This is a genomic window from Winogradskyella sp. J14-2, assembly GCF_001971725.1.
In the GTDB taxonomy this organism is placed as follows: domain Bacteria; phylum Bacteroidota; class Bacteroidia; order Flavobacteriales; family Flavobacteriaceae; genus Winogradskyella.
Map to the genome: position 1 here is coordinate 991,319 of NZ_CP019388.1, position 16,105 is coordinate 1,007,423.

A 16,105-nucleotide genomic window follows, 5' to 3' on the forward strand; every position below is an offset into this window, starting at 1 on the left:
ACGAAGGTACAGATTTTAGTGCTAAAAAAAGCCCAATTGAGATTGTTAACAATTGGGCTGTTGTAGGCTATCTCTTAATTAGTTTAAAATTAGCTTTTTAGTGATTTCTCCTTTGTTACTATTTAATTTTACAAAGTAAATGCCGTTGTTAAATGAAGATACATCAACCTTATACCCATTGTATAAGTTGATATTTTTTCCATAAAACATAAGCTTTCCTTGGGTGTCGAAGATTCTTAAACTTACGTTTTCTGGTTTATTCCATTTAAGATTAACTTGGTCTTTAGCCGGATTTGGATATAATGTTAAGTCATTAAATTCAAAGTCTTGTATGCTTAATGACGCATCGTAAACATCTGATCTCCATAACCCTCTACCATAAGTTGCCGCATAGATTTTATTATCTACCGTATTTATTTCTAACTCATTTATTCTAACATTGGGTAGGCCATTGCTAAAATTAACCCATCTTGTGCGTGTATTATCTGTGTAGAACACTCCATAGTTCATCCCAACATATAAGCCATCGTCTCCGTTATCTTGCCATGCCAAAGCTTGAGCGACAAAATTAGGGAGATTCATGCGCATCGATGTCCACGTTAAACCACCATCTGTACTCAAATAAACTTTTTCGCTATCCGTAGTAGCAACTGCAACTTTATTTGGATCTAATGGATGTACAGCTATTTCATTAATAATAGCTGTACCGATACTTAAGGGAGCAACCGTCCAATTAACTCCACCATCTGTGGTGTATCTTAAAACTCCATTAATTGCACAATACATTACTTGGTTATTACTTGGCGCTACCTTAAAGTGGTCTATATCTGCGTTAAAGTTCGGTGAAATAGACACCCAAGTAACACCACTATCATCTGACTTGTATACTTCGTCAAAAGCTACGTATATTGTATTTTGAGTTATTGGATCTTGCTCAAAGGGCACAACCCAATTCCAGTTACTTTGGCCGCCTTTACCTTCAGGTTGTGTTAATCCTGTTACATTACTACCAAAAACATTATATTGGGTTCTGTAGAGTGATCCGAACTGGGTTGTTCCGTACATAATAGAGGCATCATTCTTATCTACAAATCCCTCCATTCCATCAGCACCTAACCAATCGGTCCAGAGGCCATCTTCTCTTAATGTTGATGTACCATTATCTTGAGATCCACCAGTAACTATAACAGGATCTGTTTGGCTCACACCTATTTTATAGAATTGTCTTATTCCTAAACCTGGTGTTAAATCAGTGTAATAATTAGCATTTACATTGGTTGGGTCTTCTGCTCGGAAAATTCCGCCATCGGTACCAACAAATAACTTAGCGTCTGCACCTGTACCAGCAAAATGGAGTATGTCTACATCTGCATGGCAATATCCTATTCCTAAGCTATTTGCATTGCTTGGCACCCATTGAGAGGTTATGCTAAAACTGACTCCGCCATTTGTTGATCTCCAAGTATTGATACCTGCTATATGTACGTCATTGGCATCATTAGGGTTAACAGTAATATCCATATCTCTTGGTGCCTGACCAAGTGCATCGTTACCATTGGTATCGTAACCAAAAAAGTTTTGAGTTAAATTTCGTTTTAAAAAAGAGTTTCCGCTATTATTAGACACGTATAGTCCACCAAAAACTCCGCCATTAGCCTCAACAACATAGACAGTATTAGAGTTGGCTGCCGACACTCCAATCATTTTTGGTCCGCCCGAGAATTGATTAACACCAGTCCCTGTTATTTGCGTAAAACTATTTCCTCCATCGGTAGAAACATAAAACTCATTCCCAGAAGCATAAACTGTGTTAGAGTTTCCTGGTTTAAACTCAAAATCATAACCTGTGTTTGGTGGTATAAAGTATATTGAACTCCAAGTTATTCCACCGTCTGTAGATTTATATAATCCGTTACCTTGCACGCTAGCATAGATTTTCGAAGCATTTGTTGGGTCTATCAATATTTTGTTTACGATACCACCACCGAGATCGGCTAATAGTGACCATGTAGAACCGCCATTTGTCGATTTAAAAATTGTACCGCTTGTTGAGCCCCAAAAATAAGTATTACTATTTGTTGGTTCTATTGCTAAAGCATAGACATCAATATTAGATAAATTATCGGAAAGCACTGTCCAAGTTGCACCACCATCAGTACTTTTCCATACACCACCGGTTTCACTACCTGCAATAATATGGTTTAAATTAGACTCTTCTATTGCCATAGACGTAATTCTGCCTACACCTGGATTCCATCCCGACGTAGCATCCCAGTAGGTTGGCCCCATTTCTTCCCAGGTACCTACGGTTGTTTTAGCAGCTATGCCTTCAGCATTGGTATTAGCATTGTAGTTTTTTAATTCTTGATAATAAAATTGAGGTGATTTTAATCTCCCTGTTTCATCCATGGCACGTTCTGCAAAATACTGCCATCTTTTAAAAATCTTAAAACCAGTGCCTCTTCCTCTCCCTACAGAATCGAAATGTTGTTCTGCAACTTCAGAGATATATTGCACAGTATGATTTCCCTCTTCAATAAGCTTGCGGTAATCTTGAGCTGATACATTGAAGATAAAAAATACCAACGCAACGTTTAAAAATATCTTTTTCATAAAAACTTGATTTTAAATAGCTATTTTTTTCAAATGTACTATTTTTCATAAATTTTTCAGCAAAGAAATTCATTTATGAATCCAACTTCAATTTTAATTTTAATAGCTTGTTACTTTGCGGTTTTAGTATTGGTCTCTTATTTTACGGGAAAAGAAGACTCTAACGCTGCCTTTTTTAAGGCTAACAAATCTGCTCCTTGGTACCTCGTTGCTTTTGGCATGATTGGTGCTTCTTTGTCTGGTGTTACCTTTATATCTGTACCTGGAGCTGTAGAAACCAAACAGTTTGGTTATCTACAAGTAGTCTTTGGCTATTTTTTTGGATATTTAGTAATAGCATATATTTTACTACCGCTATATTACAGATTAAACTTAACTTCTATTTATACCTATCTTAGAGACCGATTTGGGAAAATAAGTTATAAAACTGGATCCGTAGCTTTTCTTATTTCAAGAACTGTTGGTGCAGCATTTAGGTTATTTTTAGTTGCAAAAGTTCTTCAACTTTTGGTTTTTGATTTATTTGATATTCCATTTGTTATTACCGTAGTTATTACCATCGCTTTAATTTGGCTTTACACCTTTAAAGGTGGGATTAAAACTATAATTTTTACAGACACCTTACAGACTTTATTTATGCTAATTTCTGTTGTGGTAACTATCATTTTTTTAGCTTCTGCTCTAGACTTAAATAATATCACTGAAGTCATTAATTATACCAATAATAGTAGTCTAAGTAAGGTTTTCTTTTTTAATGAAAGTAACGATCCTCAATATTTTTGGAAAAGCTTCTTATCTGGAATATTTATTACCATTACCATGACAGGGTTAGACCAAGATATGATGCAAAAAAATTTAACGTGTAAGAGTTTAAAAGACGCTCAGAAAAACATGCTTTCCTTTAGCGTGGTACTGATATTTGTTAACCTATTATTTCTTGTTCTTGGCTTAATGCTTACAGATTATGCAACTCAAAACGGAATTACAGCGAGTAAAGACGACCTATTTCCTACTATAGCAATGTTACCAGAAATAGGCATTGTTACATCTGCTTTCTTTCTATTGGGGTTAATTGCTGCTGCGTATTCTAGCGCAGACTCTGCCTTAACATCACTAACTACGGCTTTTTGTTTCGATATTTTAGATATAGAAAGTAAACCCGAAGCATCTAAAAAAGGCCTACGAAAAAAAGCGCATGTAGGCTTTAGCGTTATACTGGTTATTGTAATAATTCTTTTTGATTTAATTTTTAAAGATGTTTCTGTGATTTGGGAACTCTTTAAAGCAGCAGGTTATACCTATGGGCCATTATTAGGACTTTTTGCTTTTGGGTTGTTTACTAAATACAAAATAAAAGATAGGCTTGTTTGGGCGATTGCAATCTTAGCGCCTACATTATCCTACGTTTTAAATTTATATTCTAAAGAACTTTTTAACGGTTACGAAATTGGTTTCGAAATTTTAATCTTAAATGGTTTTTTAATGTTTTTAGGGTTATTACTAATTAAAGTAAAAACAAAACCTTAACCTACTGATATCCTGACATCTAGATCTCAAGCAAACAAACTGTTAATCAATTGTTAAATTATTCTTATTTTTGTTAAGTTGATTAACCATCTACGTTTAATGAAAATCTTTTACATTGCTTTGTTGATGTTATTATTATGTAATTGTAATGACGATTACAAGAACAACGCAAGCACTAATGTTTCATACCTACTTTCTAAGACTTCCGCACAAAAGTCGGGTATAGATTTCGTTAATTTGGTAAGCGAAGACCCAAAGCATAATATTATAAGCTATATTTATTATTATAACGGTGGTGGTATAGCTACAGGAGATATTAATAATGACGGTCTACCTGACCTCTATTTTGTTGCAAATACTGGAGATAACAAACTCTACCTAAATAAAGGCAACTTAAAATTCGAAGATATTTCAGAAAAAGCTAATATTTCTGGTAAAGCCAGTTGGCAAACAGGTGTATCTATGGTAGACATAAACAATGATGGCTTCTTAGACATTTATATTTGTGCAGTTTCTAAGTTATTGGACTTTGAGGGACATAATGAACTTTACATTAATAACGGTGACAACACTTTTACAGAACGCTCTAAGGAATTTGGTTTGGATTTTGTAGGACACTCAACACAAGCCTATTTTTTTGATTTTGACAAAGATGACGATCTGGATGTATACCTAGTGAATCATGCCGTACATACCGCACTCTCGCACGGAAGGGCAGATATGAGAAACAACCGCCAACCCTTAGTTGGTGACGTCTTGCTAAGAAATGATAATGGTAAATTTATTGATGTAAGCGAACAAGCTAATATCTACGGTGGCGGAAATGGTTATGGACTCAGTGCATCTATAGCAGACTTTAACAACGATGGCTGGGAAGACATATACGTTTGTAACGATTTTCACGAAGACGATTATTTTTATGTTAACAACCAAAACGGAACATTTACAGAGCAGCTAGCAAATTCTTTTACTACAATTAGTAGGTTTTCTATGGGAAGTGATGCGGCCGACATCAATGGAGACGGTTATCAAGACCTAATAACCTTAGATATGTTGCCTTTTGATGAGCGTGTAATAAAGGAAACAGAAGGAGACGATTCTATGTTTAACCTACAAACACGTCTAAACAAATTAGGATACAAAGATCAGTATTCTAGAAATATGCTTCAACTAAACAATGCCGGCAACTATTTTACAGAAGCAGCATTTATAAACAACGTTGCAGATACCGACTGGAGCTGGTCTCCTCTATTTGCAGATTACAATAATGATGGTCATCAAGACCTTTTCATTTCTAATGGAATCTTAAGACGACCTAACGGCTTAGATTTTAAAAAATATATTTCTAGTGCTTTTAAAGGTAGATCAGAGTCTGAAGGCATAGAGTGGTTATATAATTCTGTAAACGAAATGGGCAGTGGCAAGGTTTCTAACCAGATTTTTAAAGGAGATTCAAAAACTTTTGAAAACAAAACAGGTCTATGGATAGAAAACCAACCAACGTTGTCTAACGGCACTATTTATGCAGACCTAGACCTAGATGGAGATCTAGATCTTGTTACAAACAACTTTGGAGAAACTGCCGGACTTTACGAAAATACAACCAACAATTCAAAAAACTACATTTCTTTTGATTTTGAATATAAAGGTTCTAATAAAGAAGGTATTGGTACAAAAGTCTTAGTGTTCAATAAAGGCACCCTTCAGTTTAAACAACTCTTTAAGTCAAGAGGGTTTTTATCTTCTGTAGATAGTAAATTGCACTTTGGCTTAGGGGATGCAGTCAAAGTAGACTCAATTAAGGTTATTTGGCCAAACAATGAATTTAAAACCATTAAAGATTTAAATATTAATACCACCTTAAACATTATTTACTCATCTACAGGTCAATTTTATAATTATAAAGAAAATAAAACCAAATCATATTTTTTTAAGGAGGATCCAATACTAGACTATACTCATCAAGAGGATCGGTACAATGATTTTGCGGAAGAAAAACTCATCCCTTATAAAGTCTCCATGCAAGGACCAGCTTTAGCAAAAGGAGACATAGACGGTAATGGCTATGACGATATTTTTATCGGAAATGCTTCTGGTAAACCTGCAACACTATACCTTAATAACGGAACAGGGTTTAGTGAATCTAAACAAACTGCCTTTGAAGAAGATTACAACTTTGAAGATAATGATGCTACTTTTTTTGATGCAGATAATGATGGTGACTTAGACTTGTATGTAGCATCTGGCGTCAACGAATATAAAAACCTAAACTTACAAAATGATAGACTCTACCTCAACGAAGATGGTGTTTTTGTAAAATCAATAAACAAGATTCCTGAGAATAGTCTAATAAGCTCTACCGTCATAGCTTATGATTACGATAATGATGGTGATGAAGACCTATTTGTAGGCAACTTAAGCGATGTTCAAGATTTTGGAAAAACTATTGAGTCGTACATTCTAATTAATGACGGTAAAGGTAACTTTGCTAAAGATCAAAAATTCACTGTAAATTCTAAAGTAAACAAGGCCATTTGGCAAGATATTGACAACGACAATATAAATGACTTGCTAATTGCTACAGATTGGCATACCGCTTTAATCTATCTAAACGATGGCAATGGTAATCTAAAACTTTTGGATCTGCCAGAAAGCAGTCATGGTCTGTGGCAGACAATTACAACTTTCGATATTGATAGTGATGGCGATGAAGATATACTTCTAGGTAATTGGGGCACTAATACAAAATTTAGTCTCAACTTTGATGGTCCATTAATGATGTATCATAACGATTTTGATAAAAACAAAACCTTCGAAACACTTTTAACATACAATAAAAGCGGAAAGTACTACCCTCTAAATTCTAAGGACGAACTCGCTTCTCAAATGAATGTAGTAAACAAAGTGTATACTAACCACAAAAGTTTTGCAGGCGTAACCATTGAAGAAATTGTAGGAGATGCATTTTTAAAAAATTCAACACAATACAAAGCAGACATTTTAGCCTCAGGATACTTACAAAATGATAATGGTCAATTTAAAGAGTTTATTCCTTTTCCAAATGATTTTCAACTAGCACCAATTAATACATTTTCTAAAGTTAAAATTAATGGCAGCACACACCTATTAGTTGGTGGTAACTCTTATAAAGTTAATACGTATCATGGCTCTTACATGGCTTTAAAAGGGCTCTTGGTTAAAGATTTATTTAACTTCAAAAATGTATTTGAGCTAGGCATAGCACCTTTTAATGACCAAATTAAGCAAATTGAAACAGTTGAAATGCGAGATAAAAATGTTTTACTTATTGTTGCAAATAATAACAAGCTAAAAATATATTCCTATCCGAAATAATAAAATGAATCTAAAATCCCTTATATTTTCATCAATTTTATTTGCTTTCTTTTTTTCTTGCCAAAAACAAGACCAACCTATTATTATCACTGCAGAAGATTACCACAATGCAGTAGATAGGTTAACAGAAGTAATGGTACATGATATTTTTTCACCTCCAGTGGCAAGCAGAATATATACGTATCCCAATATCGCAGCATACGAAACCTTAAATCAAAACAGTAAAACGTATAAATCTTTAGCTAAACAATTAAAAGAATTAGATACTATACAAGGCACTGCCAATGCAAACACTAATTTAAGGCTATCTGCCATTATTGCCTACATTAATATAGCCAAAGAGCTTGTGTTTTCAAAAGAAAAAATCACCATCTACAGAGACAGTTTATACACCGTTTGGAACACCAAAAACCCTAATGAGTTTAATGATTCAAAAGATTACGGCATAGCAATCTCTGACCAGATACTCACTTGGATGAATTCTGATAATTATGCCAAAACACGCACAATGCCAGACTACAACATCTATACAAAAAATCCCTCACAATGGGAACCTACTCCTCCTGCCTACATGAAAGGTATAGAACCACACTGGAACAAGCTTAGAACATTCGCACTAGACTCAGCAGCTCAATTTAAACCCACACCACATCCAGAATTTTCTCTAGAAGAAGGTTCAGCGTTTCATAATGAGTTAATGGAAGTCTACAATATCACTAATGATATAAGAGAAAAAGGTGATGAAAGTGAAGAAATTCAAATTGCTCGTTTTTGGGACTGCAACCCTTTCGTTTCTGTAAACAAAGGTCATTTTATGTTTGCTGAAAAGAAAATAACACCAGGTGCACATTGGATAGGCATCTGCAAAATTGCTTGTAAAGAAACCAACTCGGACTTCGAAAAAACAGTATATGCATACACCAAAACATCTATTGCTATCGCTGATGCTTTTATAAGTTGTTGGGACGAAAAATACAGAAGTAATCTTATTAGACCCGAAACACTGATAAACAGATACATAGACACCGAATGGACACCTATTTTACAAACACCACCTTTTCCTGAATATACAAGCGGACATTCGGTAGTATCAGGTGCGTCTTCTGAAGTATTAACATCAATTTTTGGCGATGACTTTGCTTTTAATGATACGACAGAGCTTCCATATGGATTACCAATGCGTCAATTTCAGTCCTTTAGACTAGCAGCACAAGAAGCTGCTATGAGTAGAATGTACGGTAGTATTCACTACAGAGCAGCTGTAGAGGTCGGAATCGATCAAGGTATCAAAGTAGGCACATTAGTTAACGACAAAGTCAGCTTTATAAAATAACTAGTACTGATTAGTAGCTAATAAAACCAAAGTACAAGCCACTTCAAATTCAATATTATTCGCTCTTAGAATCTTATAAAGTTCTGGATTTTCTGTTCCCGGATTAAAAATTACGCGCTTAGGTCTTAGATCTAAAATATAGTCGTAATAAGCCTCTTGATGTTTAGGATTAAGATATAAGGTAATAGTATCTAAGTCTTCATAAGCTTTTAAACCCGTGTCTATCACAACATCATTTATCGCTCCTTGCTTTAAACCAAAAGCCACAACGTCGTGGTTTTTCTGCCTCAACCTATTAACTGCAATATTAGAATATCGGTCTGCTTTTAAAGACGCACCAAGAACCAATGTTTTTTTACTCATATGTTAAAAAGATGTTAAGTAGTGTTAATTAAAGTAACATGATGTAAAAATAGTCGTCTAGACATAAAGAAACTATCAATCAATCAAAATTCAATCAAAAAATGAAGCAGTTCTTACTATTGCTTATTTTGGCCTCATCAGCCATTTTAAGCGCTCAACCCAATTCCAACAAAGATATTAAAAACGGTTCTATATCTGGTCGTGTACTAGATGCTGGTCTTAACGAACCATTACCTTATGTAAATATTGTTATAAAAGATGCTACAAGTAAAGTTCTTACAGGTGGTATTACCGATAATGAAGGAAACTTCACTATCGAGAAAATTCCGGAAGGTTCTATACAAGTAGAAATTACATTCATAGGATATAAAACCATCTTAAAAAATGAAACTATCGGAAACGGTAACTACAATATTAAGATGGGAGACATTTTTTTAGAAGAAGATTCTGAAAGTCTAGATGAAGTTACAGTAGTTGCAGAAACCTCTACCATTCAACAAAAAGTAGATAGAAAAGTAATTACCGTTGGCAAAGATCTAACAACCTCTGGACCAACAGCTAGTGACATTATGAACAACTTACCATCTGTTAATGTAGATCAGCAAACAGGAGATATAAGCTTACGCGGTAACCAAAACGTGCAAGTTATGGTAGATGGCAAGCTCACTAACATATCGGCAGCACAATTGTTGCGCCAAATACCTTCTACTTCAATAAAACAAATTGAATTAATCACTAATCCATCAGCAAAATACAACCCTGATGGGTTAAGCGGCATCATCAATATTATTTTACACAAAAATGTTAATGTAGGTTTTAACGGTAATCTAACCTTTGGTTTAGCATATCAGGAAACACCAAAATTTAATAGTTCTATTGATATGAATTACAGAAATGGAAAACTTAACTTTTTTGGCAACTATGGTAATAATATTAACAGGAATGAAAACTACGGAAACGTTAACCGAACTAATGATGGCTCTATTCAACTATTCAATTTTTTAAATCGAGGCACTTCTCATTTATACAAGGTAGGTTTTGATTATTATATTAATGAAAAAAATACGCTCTCCCTTTTTACAAATCAAAACATCTTTGAAGGTGACACTTTTGGCACTACCGCTATACGTTTTGTTGATGCTAGCAGTAATGAGTTTCAGAATAATTTAAACGAAAACGAAAATGATTCGCAGCAATATAATTTTAACTATAAATTGGATTTTGATAAAGAAGGGCACAACATAGAGCTTGAGGTAGATCATAATATTTTTGATGGTGAATCCTTCAACGACAATAATTTTGTTTTACAAACCGATTTTATTGAAGACAACCTTATTGAACGCACACGAACAACAATCAATTTAGATTACGTTAATCCGTTGTCTGAAAAATCAAAGCTAGAATTTGGTTTACAAACACGCCTTTTTGATAATAAAATCGATTATTTTTCTGATGCCAGATTAAGAGATGAAAATGGTAACTCTTTTCCAGCAGACATTAACTTTGATTATTCCCGAAACATTTACTCTGCCTATGCTACTTATAGCAAATCTTTCGAAAAATGGTCCATGCAATTAGGTCTACGCGCCGAGACTGTAAATGTAGAGTCTGAAGCCTTACAAACTAACCTAAGTGATAACTCAAGTTTATTTATTCCTTTTGAGAACGATTATACAGAGTTTTATCCTTCAGCCTTTATTACATATAATGCATCAGAAAAAAATACATTTCAGTTTAGTTACAGCAGACGTATTGACCGACCAGGCATTGGGCAAGTCAATCCCTTACCAGAGTGGAATACTCCGTTAATTTCTTCTTTTGGAAATCAAGAACTTTTACCTCAGTTTACCAATTCGTTTGAGCTAAATCATACCAGAAATCTAGAAAAAGGCAGTCTAACCGGAGGTGTATTTTATCGTATTATAAATGACGAAATAAACCGCGCTGTTTTTATAGATCCTGCCGATTTAAACCGTATTATTTTAACGTTCGATAATTTTGATAATACCTCAGCTTACGGTATAGAAGTTAATGGAAATTACAAATTCTTTAAATGGTGGAGTGTTAATGGTAGTTTCGATTTATTTGGTCAAACTCAAAGAAGCATTTCTGAACGCTTAGACGTACCTACAGATATTGCAACGGTAAATGATATTATAAGAGAAGAAGTTAAAGTAGATAACGTCATTTGGAATTTTAGATTGTTCAACAATTTTAGAGTTAACGAATCGCTTTCATTTTCATTATTTGGTCTTTACAGAGGGCGAAATAAAGGAGTGCAGTTTACACAAGATGTATTTGCCTTTGTCAATGTTGGGATGCGCTATAATTTCCTGGAAGACAACAGAGCAACCTTTAGTCTTAATTTTAATGATATTTTTAATACCATGCAGTTTAAGTTTGAAGGAGATAGACCATTCCCTCAGTTTGGAAACTTTAACTGGGAAAGCCGAACCGTTTTTGCAGGATTATCGTACCGCTTTGGTGGTGGCAAATACAGAGCAAAGTCTCGTAAACAAAGAGATAATGATGTAAAGTCTGATGGTGGAGGTTTTATATAAAAATTAACAATAATAGCTGTCACATATTGTATTTTAAGACGTCTTTATAAACAGAAAACAACTTTACATTTAATAGTTGGCATAAATAGTTGATGGTTAGTGTTAATGTTTAACTGTTAAATGAAAAAGCCCTGACGGTTTTATACCGCTCAGGGTTTTTGTTAAAAACACGTTAAATATGTTAATCTTTGAAATAAAACGAAGCGTTATACGTCTAAGTATGTGAGATAAGTTTTAAGTAATAGTTGTTATAAGATTTTTTTAAATTTTATAATTGAGTGTTAGTTAAATTGGTTAATAGCTGAAAAGCCCAGACAATTTTAGGTTGTTTGGGCTTTTTTTATGATGACTCTATTGTAATAGTTTGATAAAAAGTCAAACTTTAAGTTTTACCATTTTATAATAGCGCTTCCCCAAGTAAAACCACTACCAAAGGCTGCTAAGACGACGTTATCACCTTCTTTTATTTTGCCTTCTTCCCATGCTTCAGTTAAAGCTATTGGTATGGAGGCTGCCGTGGTGTTTCCGTAGCGCATAATATTATTATAAACTCGGTCGTCACTAAGACCAAACTTCTTCTGTATAAACTGAGAGATACGTAAATTGGCTTGGTGCGGAATCAACATATCAATATCTTCCTTTTGCAAATTATTAGCCGTTAAGCCTTCAATAATCGCTTCACTAAAACGTACCACTGCATGCTTAAATACAAATTGGCCATTCATATAAGGATAATAAGACACATCGTCTGGGTCGTTTTCTTCCATAATAGCATCAACCCAACGGCCAGTACTGGGACCTTCTAAGGCAAGCTCTTTAGCATGTTTGCCTTCAGAATGTAAGTGTGTAGATAAAACACCTTTGCTGTTATCTTCTTCTCTACTTAGTACAACTGCACCTGCGCCATCTCCAAAAATAACCGTAACTCCTCTACCTCGTGTTGAACGCTCTAGACCACCAGAATGATTTTCACTACCAATGACCAGTATATTTTTATACATACCTGTTTTAATAAACTGATCTGCAACAGACAAGCCATAAATAAAACCAGAACATTGATTACGGACATCTAAAGCACCTATAGTATCCATTTCTAACAATTCTTGTACACGTACTCCACCACCAGGAAAATACATATCTGGACTTAAAGTTGCAAAAATGATAAAATCAATATCATCTTTAGTTAAACCTGCACGTTTTATAGCAATTTTGGCTGCTTTGGCTCCCATTATTGATGTGGTATCATCACTTGTTTTTGGGTCTATCCATCGACGCTCTTTTATTCCAGTACGCTCTTGTATCCACTCGTCACTGGTATCCATCCATTGTTTTAAATCGTCATTGGTCACTACGTTTTCAGGGACGTACTTTCCTAAACCTGTTATTCTAGAATTATACATGTTAACATCATAAGTTTGAACGACAAATTTAACCCATTTCTAAAGAAACTAACGTCTATTCGTTATGCATGCATAACAAACGAATCGATTCGGTTACAATCCACTTAAATTTAACAGTCCTCTTACATTCATCAAAATCGATTTTAAGTATCTTGAGAGCTCTAATCAATTATCAAAAAACATGAAATTTTTAATCAAAGTATTAGTATGCTGCTTTTTAGTAAGTGGTTATGCACAACAAAGTCTTACCTACCAACAACCCTCAGAAGAAATTTTGGAATTAGCTGATGTAGAATTAGCACCAGGAGTACAAATAGACAGTAAAGGTGAACGTATGGTTTTGCTTTATCGTAACCAATACAAATCAATAGAAGAATTGTCAGAAACCGAATTAAGACTTGCTGGTTTAAGGATTAATCCGGTAACTAATATTGGTAGTAGAACTAACTATTATACCAATCTTAAGGTTAAAAAGATTAAGGACAAAGAAGCTACACAAGTTTCAGGATTACCAGAAAACGCGCGTCTTTCTGGTTTTAGCTGGTCACCAGACGAAACCATGATTGCCTGCCTTAATACCACAACCAAAGGTGTAGAGGTCTGGGTGCTTGATATAGCACAGGCTAAGGTTACCAAACTAACAGACGCCAACGTTAATGCCAATATGAGAAGCACAATAAGCTGGTTTAAAGACAACAAACATCTTTTAGTTAAAATGTTGCCAAGTGACAGAAAAGATCTCATAGACACCGCAACTGCTGTACCAACAGGACCAACAGTTTCTGTAAGCGATGGCGCTAAAGCGCAAAACAGAACCTATCAAGATTTATTAAAAACTCCTAATGACGAGTTTAATTTTGAACAGTTAGCACGATCTGAAATTAAAAAGGTGTCCATTACAGGTACTGTAGAGGATTTTTTAGGAGCAGATATGTATCGTGGTGTAAGTTTTTCGCCAGATGGTAATTATATAATGGTTACTAAAGTAAAGCGTCCATTCTCTTATATTGTTACCTACACCAGGTTTCCTTATGAAAGCATTATTTACGACGTTAATGGTAAAATGATAAAAAGTGTAAACGACGTTCCGTTAGACGAAGTAAGACCAAAAGGTTTTATGGCTACAAGAATGGGTAAGCGGAGTATGCAATGGCGTGGAGATAAACCAGCAACTTTAGTTTGGGCAGAAGCACTAGATAATGGTGACCCTGAAGTAAAAGTAGATTACAGAGATGTGGTGTATCAGTTAGATGCACCATTTAATGGCAAACCAAAAGAAATTCTAAAGACTAAGCAGCGTTTTTCTGGTATACAATGGGGAAATGAAAATAATGCAATTGCTTTTGATTATTGGTGGAATACAAGAAACTTAAAAACCTATTTATTTAATCCTTCTAATGGTGATTCAAAAATTATTTCAGATCGCAACTATCAAGATGTTTACAGTGATCCAGGAAATTTTATCACTTCAAAAAATGAATATGGTCGTTACACCTTAACCATGAATGGTAATAAACTCTATTTAATGGGAGATGGTTATTCCGAAAAAGGTCAGTTTCCGTTTATTGATGAGTATAATATCAATTCAGGAAAAACAAATCGTCTTTACCAATCTGAATACACCGATAAATTAGAAAGCTTGTATGATGCTATAGACATGAAAAAAGGAGAAATCCTTGTGCGCATTGAATCTAAAACTGAATACCCAAATTATTACATCAGAAACATTAAAAAGGACAATTTAACTCCAATCACAGCTTTTGAAAATCCGTTTAAGAGTCTCGAAAATGTTGATAAACGTGTTATTAGTTACAAACGCGATGATGGATTAGATTTAGAAGGAACGCTCTACTTACCTTTAGATTATAAAGAAGGTGAAAAATATCCTATGATTTTATGGGCTTATCCTCGTGAATATAAGGATAAAGCGAGTGCCTCGCAAAGCACTTCAAATCCAAATGAGTTTGTATATCCATATTGGGGCTCACCGATTTATTGGGTAACCAAAGGCTATGTTGTTTTAGATGATGCCGCTTTCCCTATTGTAGGCGAAGGAGACGAAGAGCCAAATGATTCCTTTAGAACACAATTAGTAGCAAACGGAAAAGCAGCAATCGATGCGGTAGACAATCTAGGATATATAGATAGAGATAAAGTTGCCGTAGGTGGTCATAGTTATGGTGCTTTTATGACAGCTAATCTATTATCGCATTCTGATTTGTTTGCAGCAGGAATTGCCAGAAGTGGCGCATATAACAGAACCTTAACACCATTTGGCTTTCAAAGTGAAGAGCGAAGCTACTGGGAAGCACCAGAAATCTATTATAACATGTCACCTTTTATGCATGCCGATAAAATGAAGACTCCGCTCCTATTGATTCATGGTGTAGCTGATAACAATTCTGGTACATACCCATTACAAAGTGAGCGTTACTTCAATGCCTTAAAAGGCTTAGGTGCACCAGTAAGATTGGTAATGTTACCAAAAGAAAGTCATGGATACAGAGCAAAAGAGTCTATAATGCATATGCTTTGGGAACAAGACCAATGGTTAGAAAAGCACGTAAAAAACAGAAAAAAGAAAGAAGAAAAAATTGAAAAAGCAGAAATGATTAAAGACTAAAAATCTTCTTATAGCTACATAAAAAGCCGTTCTAGATAGAACGGCTTTTTTTATACCTTAAAGAGTTTGCGTGAAAAACTCGATTTGTCGCGCTGAATGTATTTCAGCGTTTAATTATTATTTGAACGTCAATCATTAAAGATTCTTAAACAAGTTCAGAATGACATAACGTTTTACTTCTCATGCAACATTTTTTTTATGCCATCTTGTCATAATTGTTCAATTGGTATTTTATTTGAACATTGCTGTTCAGAAATAAATTGACTAATAACGTCATTTCGAGTGTTTCGAATATATTTTGAAATGTATCGAGAAGTTCTCAATAGCTCTG

8 protein-coding genes are annotated in these 16,105 nt (G+C 34.6%); 5 read left to right on the forward strand and 3 right to left on the reverse strand.

Going from position 1 to position 16,105, the window contains the following annotated elements; genetic code table 11:
- Positions 1-78: 78 nt before the first annotated feature.
- The gene (locus BWZ20_RS04680; protein WP_076617011.1) at positions 79-2,613 is read right to left on the reverse strand and encodes a VPS10 domain-containing protein; all 2,535 of its coding nucleotides are present in this window, start codon (positions 2,611-2,613) and stop codon (positions 79-81) included.
- A gap of 75 nt (positions 2,614-2,688) precedes the next feature.
- Between BWZ20_RS04680 and BWZ20_RS04685 the strand changes: the two genes are divergently transcribed.
- The 3 genes from BWZ20_RS04685 to BWZ20_RS04695 all read left to right on the forward strand — a co-directional run bounded on the left by BWZ20_RS04685 (position 2,689) and on the right by BWZ20_RS04695 (position 8,827).
- Entirely contained in the window at positions 2,689-4,140 is a 1,452-nt protein-coding gene (locus BWZ20_RS04685; RefSeq protein WP_076617013.1) for a sodium:solute symporter, read from the forward strand.
- Positions 4,141-4,239: 99 nt separating this feature from the next.
- Positions 4,240-7,494, forward strand: a complete 3,255-nt coding sequence (locus BWZ20_RS04690; RefSeq protein WP_076617015.1) for a VCBS repeat-containing protein — start codon at positions 4,240-4,242, stop codon at positions 7,492-7,494.
- Positions 7,495-7,498: 4 nt separating this feature from the next.
- The gene (locus tag BWZ20_RS04695) at positions 7,499-8,827 is read left to right on the forward strand and encodes a vanadium-dependent haloperoxidase (RefSeq protein WP_076617018.1); all 1,329 of its coding nucleotides are present in this window, start codon (positions 7,499-7,501) and stop codon (positions 8,825-8,827) included.
- Here BWZ20_RS04695 and BWZ20_RS04700 read toward each other — a convergent pair whose 3' ends face one another.
- Positions 8,828-9,190 carry a CoA-binding protein gene (locus BWZ20_RS04700; RefSeq protein ID WP_076617022.1) on the reverse strand — a complete coding sequence of 121 codons (363 nt, stop codon included), beginning with the start codon at positions 9,188-9,190 and terminating at the stop codon, positions 8,828-8,830.
- A gap of 101 nt (positions 9,191-9,291) precedes the next feature.
- On the opposite strand from BWZ20_RS04700, the gene BWZ20_RS04705 reads away from it, so the two are divergent.
- Positions 9,292-11,751, forward strand: a complete 2,460-nt coding sequence (locus BWZ20_RS04705; RefSeq protein WP_076617025.1) for a TonB-dependent receptor domain-containing protein — start codon at positions 9,292-9,294, stop codon at positions 11,749-11,751.
- A gap of 389 nt (positions 11,752-12,140) precedes the next feature.
- On the opposite strand, the gene BWZ20_RS04710 is transcribed toward BWZ20_RS04705, so the two are convergent.
- Positions 12,141-13,151: a 3-oxoacyl-ACP synthase III family protein gene (locus BWZ20_RS04710; protein WP_076617028.1), complete on the reverse strand. Its 1,011-nt coding sequence runs from the start codon at positions 13,149-13,151 to the stop codon at positions 12,141-12,143.
- A 181-nt stretch (positions 13,152-13,332) separates the two neighbouring features.
- On the opposite strand from BWZ20_RS04710, the gene BWZ20_RS04715 reads away from it, so the two are divergent.
- Positions 13,333-15,774: an alpha/beta hydrolase family protein gene (locus BWZ20_RS04715; RefSeq protein ID WP_076617031.1), complete on the forward strand. Its 2,442-nt coding sequence runs from the start codon at positions 13,333-13,335 to the stop codon at positions 15,772-15,774.
- Positions 15,775-16,105 lie beyond the last annotated feature (331 nt).